Consider the following 17,008-nt stretch of genomic DNA (forward strand, 5'->3'; position numbering starts at 1 on the left):
GATCGTTCATTGCTAGTGAACTGGAATCCGAGTTTGCTAAACGCCGTTCTCGCTTACCGAAAACGGGTGGACATTCGTCCGCTATTCAGTCGTTATGGGAAACAATCATGTTTGTGAGGCGAATAATCATAAACACATGGTTTTTTATGTCCGTCCTTGGTTGTGACGAATGCACATGGTAGCAACGGCACCACTGGTAGCCTTCGGTATTGGAATCGTCGCCGTCGTCCTATTTCTGGTCGTCTGGGACGTCCCGACGTTCATTGGATTGACGCTCTCGGCACTGCTCGTTGGAACGGTTAATGCGATGCTCTTTCCGGGGATCACTGCCGGTGAAATCCCCGACTCTGTCGCGACGGCGTTCGGTGACAACATGGCCAGTGTTGGGATTCCGATCCTGATGGCAGCGGTAATCGGGAAGTCGATGACCGACTCCGGCGCGGCAAACCGCATCGTCCGAACCTTCCAATCGTTCGTGAGCGATCGAAACGCCGACATTTCACTCTGGGTGAGCAGCTCGCTGCTTTCCATTCCGGTGTTTTTCGACAACGTATTCTATCTTATGGCCCCGCTAGCCCGTGCGATGCGCGCCCGCATTGGGGATAACTACACGCTGTACATCGTCGTCGTCGGTGGCGGCGGCGTCGCGATGCACGCGTTCGTCCCGCCGACCCCGGGTCCGCTTGCGGTCGCCCAGGAGATCACCCCCGACCAGACGAGTTCAATTCTCGGGCCAACGATACTTGTCGGGTTGGCGGTTGCGATTCCGGCTGCGCTCATCAGCGGAATTCTTTTCGGCCGGTTCATCAATCAGTACATCGATATCCCGCTTCGCGACGCGATGGGAACGACCGTCGAGGACCTCGAAGAACAGGTGGCAAAGTCGGATTCGAACCTGCCGTCGTTCGCGGAGTCGGTGCTGCCGGTCGTCGTCGCAGTCGCATTCATCGCCGCCAGCACCGCGGTCAACACGCTCACGACGGCGTACTCGATCCCCGCGTTAGAAACCGTGCAACCGATCACCGACTACCTGGGCAACGTCAATCTCTCGCTGACCCTCGCTGCGGTCATCGCCGCGCTCACCTACCTGCGCATGGATGACTTCCCGCGGTCGGTCTGGGAGGACGAACTCACCGACGCCTTGCGAAACGGCGGCAACATCGCGGCGATCACCGCCGCGGGCGGCGCGTTCGGTGCCATGCTCGCGGAAGCCGGTATCGGCGACGTGGTCGCATCGACGCTGCAGAACTTCGGTATCGGAATCCTCGTGACCGCCTGGCTCATCGCCGCGATCATCCGCGTCGCACAGGGATCGGTCACGGTTGCGATGTTGACGACCGGGGGGATTATGGCACCGCAGGTCTCTTCGATGGGCGTTCATCCGGCGTATCTCGTGATGGCGATCGGCTCCGGAGCCGTCATCTGCTCGTGGTTCAACGATTCCGGCTTCTGGATCGTCAAAGAAATCGGCGGGCTGACGAAGGCGGAGACGTTGAAAACGTGGACGACGCTCACGACGGTGCTCTCGTTTTCGAGTCTCGTCATGATCCTCGTCTACTCGACGCTGCTCCCGGACCCGTTCGGGTTCGCGTAACCATCGGTTCCGTTTCCCGACCCAGCACCCGTTCTCGGGGCAGCTTATTTAATCCACCATCCAGTAAGGCGCTGTATGGAAACCGGACTTGTCGTCGTCGAAGACACTGCCAATCACGCCGCGCTGCTCAGCGAAGCCGCCCAGTCCGCCCGCGGTGGCGACGAGGAGACGACTCTGATCGTCCTGGCCTTTGCAACCCCCGAGGAGATCGGCCCGGGCATTCACAAGCTCGACTCGATCGGCGAGATTGAGGGCGTCTCCGATAGCACCACCGACGAAGCAGCGATCATCGATGCCGCCGAAACTGAACTCGAACAGTTCGTCCAGCGAACGCTGGACGACCCCGGGATCGACTACACCGCAACCGTCCGCGTTCTCTCGCAGGGCTACGGCATGGGAACGCTCAACGCCGCCGACGAGTTCGACTGCGATACGATCTTTATCGCCGGCCGCAAGCGCTCGCCGACCGGCAAGGCGATCTTCGGCGACTGGATTCAGCGCGTCCTTTTGAATTTCGACGGCCTCGTCACCGTCTCCCTCGACGAGGACACCGAGACAGCAGCACAGCACTCGTAATCCCTGTTATTGGGACACACTGTCATCGATCGTTTTTTATCAACTGCGGAGATAACACGCTGTATGCGCGAGTGGATCGATACCTACGACGAGCGAACCTGGCAAACGACCGACGAAGAATCGGGGACTGTTCGATACGCCCTGATCGGCCTCGGGTGGTGGACCATCGACGTTGCGCTGCCGGCGATCGAATCCTCGGACCTCGGCGAGGTTACCGTCCTGGTCAGCAGTTCGAGCGAGAAGGCGGACCGTCTGGCCGCCGAGAACGACGTTGCACGCGGACTCAGCTACGACGAGTTCCACGACGGCGATGCAGCCGACCGGTATGATGCCGTCTACATCGGCACGCCGAACGCCTACCACCTGGAGTACGCTGCAACCGCGGCCAGTCTGGACAAGGCGGTGCTCTGTGAAAAGCCGATGGAGGCCACCGTCGAACGCGCCACTGAACTCGTCGAGACCTGCGAGCGAGCCGACGTGCCGTTGATGGTCGCCTATCGGATGCACACCGAGCCGGCCGTCCAGCGAGCGCGGGAGTTGATCGAAGACGGCTTCATCGGCGAGCCGGTGTCCGTCTACGGTCACAACAGTCAGCCACTGCTCGAGATGATTCCCGATCCGGATCAGTGGCGACTCGATCCCGATCTGAGCGGGTACGGAACGTCGGTGATGGATCTGGGAATCTACTCGATCAATACGACGCGGTACCTCCTCCAGCGCGAACCCGTGTCGGTCCGCTCGAATATGATCTCGGCACACGAGGCGTTCGACGCGGTTCCGGACGAACGCGCCTCGTCGCTGTTCGTCTTCGAAGACGATATCCAGATGATCTCGACGGCCAGTCAGCACGCTCACGAGGACACGGAGCTCAAGATTACGGGAACGGAGGGCCAAATCACCCTCCAACCGGCGTTCCACGGGGAGTGTTCGATGGACCTCTCGCGGGGTGACGTCTCGGTTTCGGTCGAACACGAGACGTTCGACGCCGAAGCGGAGATGAGAGAGGAGTTCGATTACTTCGCCGACCGACTCCTGGGTGATCGCGAGATTTACCCGGATGGACGTCACGGGCTGGGAGATATGCGGATCATCGAAGCGATCCACGAATCCGCCGACCGCGAGGATGTGGTCACTCTCGATCTGTGAGACCAAAGTAGTCTGCTCCCATCCAGCGGCGAACGATCATCGTTTCGGCCCGTTTCACCCGACTGTCGGAGCGTATTCGATGGCATCCAGTCCTCCCGCGATTCTTTTCCTCCTCCTGCCCGTCGACCGTCTCCGGTAGCCGCTGCGTCACTGCGCACCCGATCGAACGACGACGGTGTGAGTGGTGTGCATCGTTGCAGTTGTTCCGATTGCACGTCATTGACCAACTGTCTTTCAGAACACCGTTCTTTTATACAGAACTCTGTTCTGTAGTACTCGACTATTATCGATCGTCTCATTGACTGGCGGCCTCCCGGACGGAACTGGCCGACTGGTGCCGCGTTTGTGAACGAACCGCGCGATACAACGGGCCAAACGCCCGTTCTCTGTTTACAGTTGTACACTCGTAAGGCTCTGCCAGTGGTACTTTCGAGACTCCCTGTCTTCGAACGCACATTTCTATCTTTGCTCGAAATCCGTCGATATGGGGGATGAAACCCCTCGACATCCGGTTTCTCTCGTCTCCTCACGGTTAGTACCTTGTCACACAAGAGTTCTCTGTATGTCACTCTCTGTTCTCTATAACTGAGTACTATTCACCCCTACAGACTACTCCCCATCGAGAAAGAACAGTACCGTGTTCACGGTCGAACTCGAGAACGGAGGTTGGTGATTTGACGGCGTTCTCTCCACACCCGGGATCCGATCGTCTCGAGCGGGCGAAGACCTGCCGATCACACCCGGCTAATCGTTCTGTATCACTCTTTTTTCATTCTGTGCCTCGAAACCCCGTTTTGTGTATCAGAATAATTTATATGTGATCGCCGAGCATGTGACGCATATGGCGGACCCGAAATACCCCGTACGAACCGTCGGGCGGACGTTCGAAATCCTCGAGATCATTCAAGAACTCGACGGAGCCGGCGTCTCCGAGATCGCAGCCCGCGTCGACATCGGCAAGAGCGCCGTTCACAACCACCTGACGACGCTCGAGAACTACGAGTACGTCGACAAGGATGGCGACGAATACCACATCGGCCTCTCGTTTCTCGGCCTCGGCGCGTACGCCCGCAATCGGACGCCGATCTACGACACCGCCCAGTCACAAGTCGACGAACTCGCCGACGAAACGGGAGAACTCGTCAACCTCCTCGTCGAAAAGAACGGCAAGGGTATCTACCTCTACCAGTCGAAAGGCGAAAACGCAGTCGAACTCGATACCCACGAAGGAAAACGCGTTCGCCTTCACTGTACAGGCCTCGGCAAAGCGATCCTCGCGTTCCGTTCCGACGAAACGGTCGACGAAATCATCGCCGACCAGGGTCTCCCCGAACTCACCCCGCAAACGATCACCGACCGCGACACGTTCGACGCTGAACTCGAAGAGATCCGCGACCAGCGATACGCGGTCGACCGAGAAGAGCGCCTCAACGGACTCCGCTGTATCGCCGCGCCGATCACCGACGATTCGGACCGCAGCATCGCCGCCATCAGCGTGGCCTGTCCGGTCCACCGGGTCGGCGACGACCGATTCTACGAGGACCTGCCAGAGGCGGTACTCGGCGCTGCAAACGTGATCGAACTCGAGTACAATTACTCCTGACACCGTCTCTCTCTTTCCATCTTCTTCCTCACCCTCCCATCTTCTTCCTCTCCCTCACCCTCACCTTCGCCCTCCCCAGCCCACTCTCCCTGACCACCCCTCGCCTCCGCGAGGTTTTGCGAGACCCTGCGATCGTGCCGATGAAAACGTTCATGATTCGCGACGAGAGTTCCTTTCGTATGGAGGACTATTCGCACACTCCGGTTACCGTTTCGGGAAAGCGTGCCGTCGTCGTCGGTGGTACCAGCGGCATTGGACAGGCACTTGCCCTCGGATTTGCCGCCGACGGCGCCGATGTCATTGCAACCAGCCGAAGCCAGGACAAAGTCGACGAAACCGCGACCCTCCTCGAAGATCGTGGTGCCGAAACCGCCCGCATCACCTGCGACGTCACTGACCGAGACTCACTTGAACTCGTCCGTGAACGCGCCGAAGAACTGTTCGGCGGCATCGACATCGTCGTCGCATCGCAAGGCGCGATCTCCCGCGAGACCGTTCTCGGCGTCGACGACGACGACTGGGAGTTCGTCACCGACGTCGCGCTCGACGGCGTTCGGCGCGTGACACAGACGTTCGCCCCTGCGATGGCCGAAGACGGCGGCGGAAGCATCATCAACATCTCCTCGCTTTCGGCGCGACTCTCGATGGCGAATCTGCCGGCCTACTCTGCCGCGAAGGGCGGCGTCGAGGCGTTCACCCGCGCCTCCGCAAAAGAACTCGCTCCCGACGTTCGCGCCAATGCGATTGCTCCCGGATTCTTCATCACACCGCAGAACGCGGACACCTACGCCGAAGGAACCGAGAAGCGAAACCGAATCGACGAGCGAACCCCGCTCAGTCGCGTCGGCGAGCGCGAGGAGTTGATCGGCGCAGCGATTTACCTCTCTAGCAACGCTGCCTCGTTCGTGACCGGCGAAGTGCTGACCGTCGACGGCGGCTTCGCGACGAGCGCTCTCTGAACACCGCGCCGAGACGAACTCGAGTCATATCGGTATCCCGCCCCTTCCAGGTTCCGGCCACACATTACTGGTTCTGATTACTCGCTTGCGATCTGCGAGCGGAACTCGGGAACGCCACCGGTATCGATGTCAGAAACGCGAAAGAGCGCTCCTGCCCCATCGCCCTCGGTCGCGCGCTTGCCGTCGGTGAGCGCAGTCGTGAGATACAGTTCGTCGTACGACGGGCCACCAATAGTGACCGAGGAAACCTTTCGCGCGGGAAGTTCGAGTTCATCGACCGCGGCTCCGTCCGGCGCATATTTGATGATACGGCCGCCGTTCCACCGGGCAGACCAGATGTATCCGTCTTCGTCGACGGTCATGCCGTCCGGCATTCCATCATCCGGCGGTGTCTCGAGGAGGACGCGGCGGTTCGAGAGTTTGCCAGTCGCTCTGTCATAGTCGAACGCGTAGATCCGGTGTGCTTTGGATTCGGTGAAGTAGAAAGTCTCCCCGTCGGGGGCGAATCCCATTCCGTTAGCGATATCGACGTTTTCGACGACGACGGCCGCTGTGCCGTCCGGATCGAGCCGGTAGAGCTCTCCGAGTTCGTTCTCGCCAGGCATCGTCCCGCAGAAGACGCGCCCTTCGGGGTCGGCGATAACGTCGTTGAATCGCGTCTCCGTCTCGAGTTCGGCGACCGTGGTTACGGCAGTTGTCGTCGGCTCGAATCGGAGAACGGTTCCGTCGGTGAACAGGAGCAACGCACCATCAGCTTCGACCGTGGTCCCGCCGAGCGGTCGTCCGGCCGTTTCGTAGACGAGTTCGTAGTCGTCGGCTGCTGGCTCGTATCCATATAGCCGTCCAGCCGGAATGTCGACCCAGTAGAGCCGGCGCTCGTCGGGGTGCCAGATCGGACCCTCGCCGGTGTGGGCGTGGATATCGACAATACGTTCTGGTCGTGCCATATGCTATGTTTGAACAATAGTACATTAAATCTATGGTGAATACGATCCTCACGTGTACGGTCGTTCTATGGGGTCGCTTCTATCGAGTGATTATATATTCCATATTTCAAAAATAACGTGTCATACTGGTTCTCTCATCTATACGTACTCCGTCCAGTAGAGAGCTGAAGCTACATATGTACTGTCTAACCAAAATATAGATACTATAATACGACTTCTGATAGGAACTCGCGAATAGCGTCAGTTACCTCGTCCGGTTGTTCCACTGGGGCGCTATGTCCCGCTGCAGATACTACCGTTTGGCGCGCGTCAGGGAGAGTATTCAGCATTGATTCCGTACGTTTCGGAGCAAGAACGGTGTTTTCTTTTCCGTGGATAGATAACACTGGAATCTCGATATTTGGGAGTTTATGCGTGTAATCGGACCGATCAATCCACGAGTGCATAGCGTGATATACTGATTCGGGCGGATAGGTCGCCCATCGCTTTTCCCAATGATCAACGATAGTAGGGTTATCTTCTAGTGTTGATTCTCCGAACATCTTTGTTCGAGCGATGTGGCGGACGCGTTCGGATCGCACGCCTTCGTCGAGAACTCGTTTTGCAAGGGCGCTGTATTCTTCTCGTTCGGCCTCCGTATGCGGTTCGGCCATACTGTTGATGAGAACGAGGCCGTTTACTCGTTGCGGATAGTGTTCCACAAAGCGTAGCGCCATAAACCCGCCCATGGAAATCCCGGCTAATACAACCGACTCAATCTGTAGCGCGTCGAGTAATGCGTCGAGATCGGCGGCGAGATCCTCGAGGTCGTAGGATTCGTTATACCGATCGGTTCGTGCTCGCAAGTCGTAAGAGATCGTTCGATAGTTATTCGATAACGCTGCGAGCTGATGGTTGAATAACGTCCGATCCATTAGCATGCCGTGGGCAAATACGATCGGCGGGCCATCGCCAGCGTCCGTTATCACGGTAGATGCCCGTTCCCGGTATCTCGCTACTGTAGGACTCTCTTTTTTCATACGTATCATGTACAGAGTCAACATTGTCGTATATACCACTTCACCCAAACCTGCTAAATAGGGAATAAATACTTGGAATCTACATTACTGAATTTCCCCACTAGTGATTTACACCTCGATTCTGTGTGTCTTGTATGGATTCTACGTTCCCTCATCGGTTTTCGATAGGAAAGCGCCCTCTCACTCTCGTTCTTCCCTTCTTTCGTATCTAACCAATCCAATTAGCGACGCAACTATCTCGCCCTCTTGGTTGTGTATCTCGATACTAACGCTGACAACTCCGAAGCCATCGTCCCAGATTTCTTTTTCAACTATCTCCGTCTTCATCGAAAGCGTATCCCCGGGTCTAACGGGATGTCGCCACCGCAAGTTATCGATACCAAGCGATCCCTTCGCACGAGTTCCCTGAATGAAATTCTCGACGAGCATTCGTTGCCCAATTCCCACCGTGAGGAGTCCACTCGCAATCAGCCCGCCGAAGGCTGACTCTTCGGCGGCATTCTCGTCCGTATGAAACGGTTGGGGATCGTATTTTTCTCCATATTCGATGATCTCCTCTTTTTCGACGGTATAGTTACCGAACTCCTGCGTATCGCTGACGACAAAATCTTCGTAGAATTTTCCTCCCATATACGGTGGTTATCACCATAGGTTATAAATCTATAGGGGAATTTGACAGGTTTCCAGTTGAGTCCTTCTTTTTCAGAAAACGGTGGCCGCAATAGCACGTGAAATACTGCTCCCCTACCATTTCCCATCGGTAAGTTACGATCGAGGGATGGGTGTTCGTCTTCCCCTCACGGCGGTATCTCACTCGTCCGTTTGACTGCCACTCTTGAGATAACCCTCTAACGTATCGATCGTGGCTGGTGTCCCAAAATACGCCGGAACGCGCTGATGCAATCCGTTGGGTTGAATATCGAGTGGAGAGCCGCGCCCGGTCGACGATCGTCCACCGGCGGTTTCAACGAGGTGAGCTATCGGATTCACCTCGTACTGGAGCCGAAGGTCTCCGTTCGGACTGGCCGTTCGCTCGGGATACCCGAGGAGTCCGCCGTCGACAAGGAGATGTGCGATATCGCCGACCATCGCGCCGGTATACCGCAGTTTGCACTCGTCGTTCAGCTCCCGCCAGAACGACCGGACCGGTGCCGACCACTCGCTCGTCGTTCCGGCGAATCCGCAGATCCGTTCCGTATCGGAAACGGTTATCGGACAGGAATCGACGATCGTCCCGTCGTCGATCGTATACTGCGTTACAGTTCCGTCCACGGCGGCCGTCATCGTGGTTATCGGTCCGTATAGCAGGATCGCACTGGCGATCAGGTCCCGTCCGCTGGCCGGAAGCGGTGCGTCGTATACGCCGATGACCGTTCCGACAGTATTGTTCGACTGCAGATTCGACGATCCGTCGAGTGGATCGATGGCGACGCTGTATCCCTCGCCGGTCTCTTCGACGCTCTCACACTCTTCGCTGGCGAACGCACCGACGGCGTCGAGCGAGTTCAGTCGTTCGCGAAACCGGCGGTTGATGGCCAGATCCGCGACCGATTGGTCGTCGCCGCTCGAGTTCTCCGTCGCTGTTTTCCCCTGGTTGGCGGCCGATTGTAACTCCATCCTGACGGCGGGCGTGATCGCCGCGAGTTCATCGAGGAGTGTGCGTACGTCGGTTCTCGTCATCGATTTCGTCGGGTGTTCTCGGGAGATGTGGTCGTGGTGTCCGTGCCCCTCGTCGGATCGAGTCGAGCCCGTCCCATTAGGAGAATAACCGCTTGAGGCGGGCGAAGAGGCCTTTGGAGGGATCACCGCCGAGCTGTTCCGTGGATTCGGCAGTTGCCGAGGTAGCACTTTCCTGTCCGGGTTCGGATTCGGTGGTCACTCCGCCCTCGGACCCGACAGCGGTAACGCCTGTTTCGCCGGCTTCGGCTTGTTGCACCGCTTGATCGATGAGTCCGCCAGCGTCGTTGACGGCTTCTTTGACGGTGCTTTTGATCAGCACCATGTCCGTAAAGCGGTCCTGGCTGACCGCCGTATCTGCGGCGATGATCGCTGCGTCAGCGGTCTGGATGTCGGTCTCGGTCAGTTCGTTTTCGGCACCCATTGCGCCCTGGACCTCGACTTTGATGTCGTGGCCGCGGTCTTCGGCGGTCGTCTCGAGGTTTTCCGCTGCCATCTGGCTGTGTGCGATACCGGTTGGACATGACGTGACTGCGATGAGTTTCATGGCTGTGTGGTGTTGTGTGGTTGCGGTAGACGAGTTACTCGTCGAGCTGTGTACGTATCTGCTCTCCGGTGGCTGCGTCGAGTGCGCGCGCTGCGTGCGCGGACGCCTCGTCGGTGTGAATCGATTGGACGGCTGCTTTCACGTCCGGAACGGTGACGGCGCTCATGCTCAGTTCGTCGAATCCCAGTCCGACGAGGAGTTCGGTTAGGTCGGGGTCACCGGCCATCTCGCCGCACATGCCGACCCACGCATCGTTCTCGTGGGCCGCCTCGACGGTTCGTGCGATGGCGCGAAGAACGGCCGGCTGTGTCGGGTCTCTGAGCGCTTCGACGTTTTCGTTGCCGCGTGCGGCGGCCATCGTGTACTGGGTGAGATCGTTCGTCCCGACGCTGAGGAAGTCGACTCGCGCGGCGAGTTCCGGTGCGGCGAACACGGCGCTCGGGGTTTCGATCATCACACCGAGTTCGGGGACGGCGTGGGCGACGTTTTCCGCGTCCAGTTGCGTTGCAACTGCGTTTACGGTTTCGAGTGCGGCGTCGAGTTCGTCGACCGTCGCGACGAGCGGGAACATGACGGCGAGGTCTCCGTCGCCGTCGGCGGCTGCGCGGAGCAGTGCGCGCAGTTGGGTTTCGAAGAGTTCGGTGTCGGAGTCGAGCGAGCGACGGATCCCGCGTTCGCCGAGGAACGGGTTCTCTTCGTCTGGCAGGTCGAGGTAGGGGATCGGCTTGTCGCCGCCGATGTCGAGCGTGCGGACGATCACGCGACCGTCCGGGAACGTATCGAGCGCGGTCGTGTACGCCTCGTACTGCTCGTCCTCGTCGGGCGGCGATTGGCGGTCGAGGAACAGAAACTCCGTGCGGTAGAGGCCGATTCCGTCCGCGCCCTGCGCTCGGACGCCGTCGAGTTCGGCGGGTTGGCCGACGTTTGCGGCGACTTCGATGGAACGACCGTCGGCCGTGCTTACGGGGTCGGTTCGAACGTCGACCTCGCTGGCGGCCGCCGCCTCTTCGCGGCGTTCGTCGGTCGGATCGAGACAGAGTTCGCCGGTCTCCCCGTCGACGACGACGGTCGCATCTTCCTCGACCTCGCGTAGTTCGTCGCCGATGCCGACGACGGCCGGGAGTGCCAGCGATCGAGCGAAGATCGCCGCGTGGGAGGTTCGGCCGCCGGTAACGGTCGCGAATCCGGCAACCCGGTCCGGATCGAGTTGTGCCGTATCGCTGGGGGTCAGTCGCTCGGCGAGGACGACTGCCCCTTCCGGAAGGTCGCCGAGATCGACCCGTTCGCTGCCGGTGAGCAGTCGGATCAACCGGTCGCGAACGTCGCGGAGGTCGTCGGCCCGCTCGGCCATCCGGCCGTCCATATCCTGGAACTGCTCGATCGGGTCCGCAAAGGCTCGTTTGACGGCGTGTTCGGCTGGCAGATCGTTCTCGACGGCGCTTGCGACGCCGGATTCGATCTGCGGGTCGTCGAGGAACTGCAGGTGCGCGTCGAACACGCCGGCCTCCTGCTCGCCGACCCGCTCGGCGGTACGCTCGCGCTCGGCTTCGAGTTCCGCGCGGGCGGCCTCTCGCGCGTCTTCGAACCGTTCGAGTTCGGTTTGCGGATCGACGCTCGTCTCGTCGGGGTCTCCGAGGTCGCTGTCTCGGTCGTACCAGACGACCGTGCCGACGGCAGCGCGTGGCGTCGCACCGGTGCCGGTGAGCGTTCGGCGGGACATCTGCTCAGGCATTCGTGTCTGTAGTCGCGTCTGCGTCTGTGTCTGTATCTGTGGCTGTTGCGTTCTCTCCGTCGAGTTCGTCTTCCGGTGTCGTAAGCACGCGTTCGAGCGCATCGAGCGTCGCTTCCGCGTCCGGACCGTCGGCAACGATCCGGATCTCTTCGCCGTGTTCGACGCCGAGGCTCGTAACGGCGATCATGCTGGCTGCGGGCGTGAGGTCGGTATCGTCATCGCCGTCGGTTGCGTGCGCGATCTGGACGTCGGAGTCGGCGTCGGTGACAGTTTCGACGAACGTGGCGGCAGGACGAGCGTGCAGGCCCGCTTCGGGAACGACGGTAACGACCCGTTCGAGTTCGGAACTCATGCTACCGCCTCCTTGAGAACCGCCTGCACGTCGGCGGGCGTTTCCGCATCGTACAGGTTCTGGCGGACCTCGTCGTGCATGAGCGCCCGCGACAGCGTGCTCAAGATCGCGAGGTGGTCGTCGGCTCCCGATTCGGGGACGAGGATCATAAAGAGAAGCCGCGCGGGCTCGTCGTCCATCGCCCCGAAGTCGACGCCGTCGTCCGAGCGGGTAACCGCCACCGACGGTTCGGTTACCGCGTCGGTCTGGGCGTGGGGAATCCCGATACCCATGCCGACGCCGGTCGTCGTCTCCTCCTCCCGTGCGAGCAGGGCCTGCAGCGCGGTTTCACGGTCTTCGACACGCCCCGCGTCGACGAGGAGATCCAGGAGGAACTCGATGTAGCCCCGCTTGTCGGTGGTCGGCGGTTCGAGCGAGATGTGTTCGGTCGGCGCAAGCGTCTCGATTCGATTGTGGGTGAGTGTGTCGGTCATCGGTTGTAATCCGTGAGTATAGAGCGGTCGGTAACAAGCTTGTCTTAATCGTTCGTTTGTGCCGCTGGCTGTGAACTCGTTCCCCCGGTATTCGTTTCGACATCGGCGACTGTCCGTTCGAAGTCGGGTTTGATCGCCGTCGCAACGGCCGCGGTCACCGCGGTTCCAAGCGCGATACAGCCGAGGAACGCGAGCCAGCTATTCGAGAGGAAGATCACGAAGACGCCGCCGTGCGGGGCCGGCATCGTCACGCCGAGCCACATCGCCGTCGCCGCGGCCGTCGAACTTCCGATCATAGCGCTGGGAATAATCCGAAGCGGATCGGCCGCCGCGTAGGGGATCGCACCCTCGGTGACGAACGCCAGCCCGAGCGGGATCGCGGCCTTGGCGTTTTCATACATTTCGGCGGAGTACTTCTGGGGAGCGATGAAGTTCGAGAGCGCCAACCCGAGCGGCGGCGTCATGCCCGCGATCATCACGGCGGCCATCGGCCCGTGGATCTGGTCGCCGACGAGCGCCACCGCGAAGACGTACGCAACTTTGTTGACGGGTCCGCCCACGTCCAGAGCCATCATCGCGCCGAGGATCGCGCCCAGGAGCAGGGCGTTCGCGCCCTCCATGTCCTGGAGGAACGTCGTTAGCGCGTCGTCGACGATGGCGATCGGAACGCCGAGCCCGACGATCACAAGCGGGGCCAGCAGCGCCGTCGTGAAGACGGGGATGATCAATACCGGCATCATCGGCTTGATGAAGGACGGAACCGTCCATCCTTTCATCCACCGCGCGACGTAGCCGGCGAGCAGACCGGCTACGAGCGCGCCGAGGAATCCGGCGACGGCACCGTCGGCCTGGAAGCCGACGATCGTCCCCGCAGCCTCGATGATCTGCTCTTGCTGGATCGTCCACGAGAGGATGAACCCTGGAGCCAATCCGGGTTTGTCCGCGATACCGTAGCTGATGTACGCCCCCAGAACGGGGATCATAATCGTCAGTCCCAGGTTACCGATCTCGGCCAGGTACCAGGCGAGCGTCCCGGTCGCTTCGAACACGTTCTCGGTGTTACCGGCGGTAAACGGGAGCTCGGCGACCATGTACGCGACTGCAAGGAAGATCCCCCCGATCGTGACGAACGGAATCATGAACGACACGCCGGTCATCACGTCCTCCTTTACGGACGTAACGTGCGACCGGAGCGCGTTCTCCGCACTGTCTGTCAATGCCATGCTTCGATCTGTAGTTCCTACCTATTATTCAAAAGAATTTTCGAGTATGATCGTTACTGCATCTCTTCGACGAAATAAAAATCCAATCACGCAGGATGACCTCGTAAATCGACTCGAATTCGCTAGCTGTTGCTGATCTGAGGTACGACTGATCCCCGTCCGCCGTATCGGACAGCGATCGTGCAGGAACGAATATAGAGCGATGAATGGGCCCCGAAGCAGTCAGACGTAGTCACTCTCACTGTGAGAAGGGCTCTGGCGACGAGACGGGGACAGATCCGAGTCGCGTTGGTACGTCGTCGAGCGGTGGGACGGTCGTCCCCGGTACCGAAACAACCTGTGCGGCAACGGCGACGCCCGACTGAAGCGCCTCTTCGTCTGTTGCACCGCGTTCGAGCGCGGCCAGTACCCCTGCGAGCAACGAGTCGCCAGCTCCAACCGTGTCGACGACAGTCGTCTCCAGCGCCGCTGCATGTAGCAGCCCGTCCGGTGTTGCCATGATTGCACCGTCGGCTCCAAGCGAGGCAACAACGCGTTCATAGCCCATCGCTTGCAGCCGTTCGACTGCGTCGTAACAGTCCTCGAGCGAGTCGATCGAGCGGTCTGTCGCTACTGCGAGTTCTTCTCGGTTCGGTTTACAGAGCGTATAGGAGGCGTCCAAGTCGCGGAGCACATCTCCACCAACGTCGACCGCCGTTTGCCAGTCGCCCGCTCGAGCGATTCGGTCGATAGCGTCGGGACCAAGTCCGGGCGGGAGACTACCGCCGACGACGACGGTATCCGGGTCGTTGCGCTCGATAGTTTCGAGGAGCGTCTCGATCGCGTGGTCGTTGACCGCGGGTCCGTCGTGATTGATCTTGTACTCCGAATCCGCAGTCAAAATCGTGGTATTGAGCCGCGTCCGACCCTCGATGTCGACGAAGTCGCTATCGATCCCTTTTTCGGTCAGACTGTCTCGAACGAACTGGCCGAGAAAGTCACCGGTGATTCCGGTTGCGGTCGTTTCGGTGTCGAGTTCGACGAGGTACTTCGAGACGTTGATGCCCTTTCCGCCGGGGTCGACGCGCGCGTCGTCGGTGCGTGCGATCTCGCCGTCCTCGGGAAGGTCGGGAATCGAGAGCGTGTGGTCGACTGCCGGGTTGAGTGTGACGGTGACGATCACTGGCCGACCCCCTCGATGAGTTCGACGCCGGCGGCGTCGAACGGCTCACGCTGACGCTCAGAGAGCGTTACGTCGGTAATGAACATGTCCACGTCTTCCACGGACGCGAATTTGACGAAGCTCTGCTTGTCTAGCTTGGTCCCATCGGAAACGAGGACGACGCGCGCTGCGTTTTCGATCATGAGCGATTTCAGGCGGGCCTCGTCTTCGTTCGGCGTCATGAGTCCTTCGGACGGATCAATTGCGTTCGTCCCGAGAAACAGCAAGTCGAAGTTCGTTCGCTCCATGAACCGCTCTGCGCTTGGCCCGGTGAGCGCTCGCGTCTCGTGGCGAAGCGTGCCGCCGGTCAGTTTCACATCGTTGTCTTTCTCTCCGAGTTCTATCGCTACTACCGGCGAGTTCGTCACTGACAGGAACGATCGGTCGGTCGGGACGTTCTTGGCGACTTGCATCGTCGTGGAGCCCGAGTCGAAGAAGACGACTTGATTCTCGGCGATTTCCTCGACCGCTCGCTCGGCGATGACCATCTTGCTGTTGAGGTTTTGTACCTCCTTTTGGCCGTAGGTCTGTTCGCTTCCGACGGTCGTCGCCGGGACGGCACCGCCGTGTGACCGCTCGATCAACTGTCGGTCCTCGAGATCGCTGAGATCCCGACGGATCGTCGCCTTCGAGCAGTCCATCTCCTCGGCGAGTTCGGCGACGGAACACTCGCCACGCTCGGAGACCACCTCGACGATATCGCGCTTTCGCATTGCCGGTAACATAGCTGTGTGTTCGACGGATACTTGCACGGTGGCATTCATATTTGTATCTGGTCTTGATTTTTTCTGCACGAAATTTATATACTAATAAGCGGAGCCGGCAGGTCGACTGTACTCCGTCGCTGTCGCGTGCCGACCGCGTCGAGACTCGGGCCCCGAGGATCGTTACTCGGGGAGCGCCTCGTCTGCGGTTGCGCCGTCGAAAACGACCGCTTCGAGTGCGTCGAGAATTCGTTCGGGATTGTCGCGTTGCCACACGTTTCGACCGACGGCCAGCCCACTCGCACCGGCGTTCATCGCCGTCTCGACCAGCGAGAGGAACTCGTAGTCCGAGGTTTTCGAGCCGCCGCTGAGCACGACGTTTACGTCACCCGCCGCGTCCACCGCCGTGGCCATTGCGTCGCCGCTGCGGGGATACTTCACCTTCGCAATGTCCGCACCGAGTTCGAGCGCGATCCGGGTCGCGTACGAGATTACGTCGGGCTTGCGGTGTTCTTTCAGCGCCTGCCCGCGCGGATACGACCACATCGCGACCGGAACGTCTTGCTTGCGTGCCTGCTCTTGTACGGTTCGGAACTCTTCGAACATCTCCGGTTCCCGGTTGGTGCCGGGGTATACCGTGTAGCCGACGGCGTCGGCACCGAGTTCGAGCGCGTACTCGACCGAGCACGTCTGGGGCGAGTACGGTTCACCCATCCAGAGGCTGCTGGTGCCGTTGAGTTTCGCCAGCAGGTTCACGTCGTCTTCGTAGGAGGGATAGTATGTTTCTGCGAGCCCTTTCTGTACCGCGAATCCGGTGACGGCGTCGTGGGTTGCCATCTCGAAGACGGTCTCCGGATCGAGTCGTTCTGGAACCTCGGAGAAGGCGGTCGGTCCGTGTTCCAACCCGTGATCGTGCGCGAGAATGATCGATTTGCCGTCTCGAACGAGGGGTGTCTCGGATAGTGATCGCATTCCATCAGAAGTACTCACGTATGGGAACTAAGTAGTACTGAACGTGTTTGTTTTCCACTACAATATGGTGATATCATCTCGTATACGACACGGGATCAGTACTGCTATTGTGATCACTATAGACCAACAGCTACAGACAGAAAAATACCGTCCCCTGATACTATCGCTTTCGGACCCGCTAATATTTTCCTCGGACGCGAATCGGAGCAGTCGGGGGACGCGAGTTCAACCTCGCGATCGAGGGTTTGCTTCCGTCGCGCCGGCGGGACGGTCGACGGGTAGT

General features: G+C 59.7%; 17 protein-coding genes. 5 read left to right on the top strand and 12 right to left on the bottom strand.

The genetic code is table 11. From position 1 onward, the window contains the following. Positions 1–175: 175 nt before the first annotated feature. From SM755_RS21575 to SM755_RS21595, 5 genes are all read left to right on the top strand, one after another. Positions 176–1,594, top strand: a complete 1,419-nt coding sequence (locus SM755_RS21575; RefSeq protein ID WP_323174496.1) for a GntP family permease — start codon at positions 176–178, stop codon at positions 1,592–1,594. Positions 1,595–1,669: 75 nt separating this feature from the next. Further along, a complete protein-coding gene (locus SM755_RS21580) occupies positions 1,670–2,170 on the top strand; it encodes a universal stress protein (RefSeq protein WP_323174497.1) in 501 nt (166 codons plus the stop codon). 63 nt (positions 2,171–2,233) lie between these two features. Next, entirely contained in the window at positions 2,234–3,316 is a 1,083-nt protein-coding gene (gene gfo6 / locus SM755_RS21585) for a D-xylose 1-dehydrogenase Gfo6 (RefSeq protein ID WP_323174498.1), read from the top strand. A gap of 841 nt (positions 3,317–4,157) precedes the next feature. Next, a complete protein-coding gene (locus SM755_RS21590; protein WP_323174499.1) occupies positions 4,158–4,919 on the top strand; it encodes an IclR family transcriptional regulator in 762 nt (253 codons plus the stop codon). Positions 4,920–5,098: 179 nt separating this feature from the next. Then, positions 5,099–5,878: an SDR family NAD(P)-dependent oxidoreductase gene (locus tag SM755_RS21595; protein ID WP_369335274.1), complete on the top strand. Its 780-nt coding sequence runs from the start codon at positions 5,099–5,101 to the stop codon at positions 5,876–5,878. 77 nt (positions 5,879–5,955) lie between these two features. Here the strand turns inward: SM755_RS21595 and SM755_RS21600 are convergent, their stop codons facing one another. From SM755_RS21600 to SM755_RS21655, 12 genes are all read right to left on the bottom strand, one after another. Continuing rightward, positions 5,956–6,825 carry an SMP-30/gluconolactonase/LRE family protein gene (locus SM755_RS21600; RefSeq protein ID WP_323174500.1) on the bottom strand — a complete coding sequence of 290 codons (870 nt, stop codon included), beginning with the start codon at positions 6,823–6,825 and terminating at the stop codon, positions 5,956–5,958. 203 nt (positions 6,826–7,028) lie between these two features. Continuing rightward, a complete protein-coding gene (locus SM755_RS21605) occupies positions 7,029–7,844 on the bottom strand; it encodes an alpha/beta hydrolase (RefSeq protein ID WP_323174501.1) in 816 nt (271 codons plus the stop codon). A 180-nt stretch (positions 7,845–8,024) separates the two neighbouring features. Further along, complete coding sequence (locus tag SM755_RS21610; RefSeq protein ID WP_323174502.1) at positions 8,025–8,474, bottom strand: MaoC/PaaZ C-terminal domain-containing protein; 450 nt, start codon at positions 8,472–8,474, stop codon at positions 8,025–8,027. Positions 8,475–8,654: 180 nt separating this feature from the next. Then, the gene (locus tag SM755_RS21615; RefSeq protein ID WP_323174503.1) at positions 8,655–9,524 is read right to left on the bottom strand and encodes a class 1 fructose-bisphosphatase; all 870 of its coding nucleotides are present in this window, start codon (positions 9,522–9,524) and stop codon (positions 8,655–8,657) included. 76 nt (positions 9,525–9,600) lie between these two features. Further along, positions 9,601–10,068 carry a PTS fructose transporter subunit IIB gene (locus SM755_RS21620; protein ID WP_323174504.1) on the bottom strand — a complete coding sequence of 156 codons (468 nt, stop codon included), beginning with the start codon at positions 10,066–10,068 and terminating at the stop codon, positions 9,601–9,603. 34 nt (positions 10,069–10,102) lie between these two features. Then, positions 10,103–11,788, bottom strand: coding sequence for a phosphoenolpyruvate--protein phosphotransferase (gene ptsP / locus SM755_RS21625; protein WP_323174642.1), 1,686 nt, complete (start codon positions 11,786–11,788; stop codon positions 10,103–10,105). Between the two features lie 4 nt (positions 11,789–11,792). Beyond that, positions 11,793–12,152 (bottom strand): HPr family phosphocarrier protein, encoded by a 360-nt coding sequence (locus SM755_RS21630; RefSeq protein WP_323174505.1) that lies wholly within the window; start codon positions 12,150–12,152, stop codon positions 11,793–11,795. Further along, positions 12,149–12,625, bottom strand: coding sequence for a PTS sugar transporter subunit IIA (locus SM755_RS21635; RefSeq protein ID WP_323174506.1), 477 nt, complete (start codon positions 12,623–12,625; stop codon positions 12,149–12,151). The genes SM755_RS21630 and SM755_RS21635 overlap by 4 nt, the downstream gene beginning before the upstream one ends. A 44-nt stretch (positions 12,626–12,669) precedes the next feature. Further along, a complete protein-coding gene (locus SM755_RS21640) occupies positions 12,670–13,848 on the bottom strand; it encodes a PTS fructose transporter subunit IIC (RefSeq protein WP_323174507.1) in 1,179 nt (392 codons plus the stop codon). A gap of 238 nt (positions 13,849–14,086) precedes the next feature. Then, positions 14,087–15,010 carry a 1-phosphofructokinase gene (pfkB, locus tag SM755_RS21645; RefSeq protein WP_323174508.1) on the bottom strand — a complete coding sequence of 308 codons (924 nt, stop codon included), beginning with the start codon at positions 15,008–15,010 and terminating at the stop codon, positions 14,087–14,089. Continuing rightward, the gene (glpR, locus tag SM755_RS21650) at positions 15,007–15,774 is read right to left on the bottom strand and encodes an HTH-type transcriptional regulator GlpR (RefSeq protein ID WP_369335278.1); all 768 of its coding nucleotides are present in this window, start codon (positions 15,772–15,774) and stop codon (positions 15,007–15,009) included. The genes pfkB and glpR overlap by 4 nt, the downstream gene beginning before the upstream one ends. 162 nt (positions 15,775–15,936) lie before the next feature. Beyond that, positions 15,937–16,725 carry a class I fructose-bisphosphate aldolase gene (locus SM755_RS21655; RefSeq protein ID WP_323174510.1) on the bottom strand — a complete coding sequence of 263 codons (789 nt, stop codon included), beginning with the start codon at positions 16,723–16,725 and terminating at the stop codon, positions 15,937–15,939. Between the last annotated feature and the right edge of the window lie 283 nt (positions 16,726–17,008).

The organism is Natrialba sp. PRR66, assembly GCF_034808065.1.
GTDB lineage: Archaea > Halobacteriota > Halobacteria > Halobacteriales > Natrialbaceae > Natrialba > Natrialba aegyptia.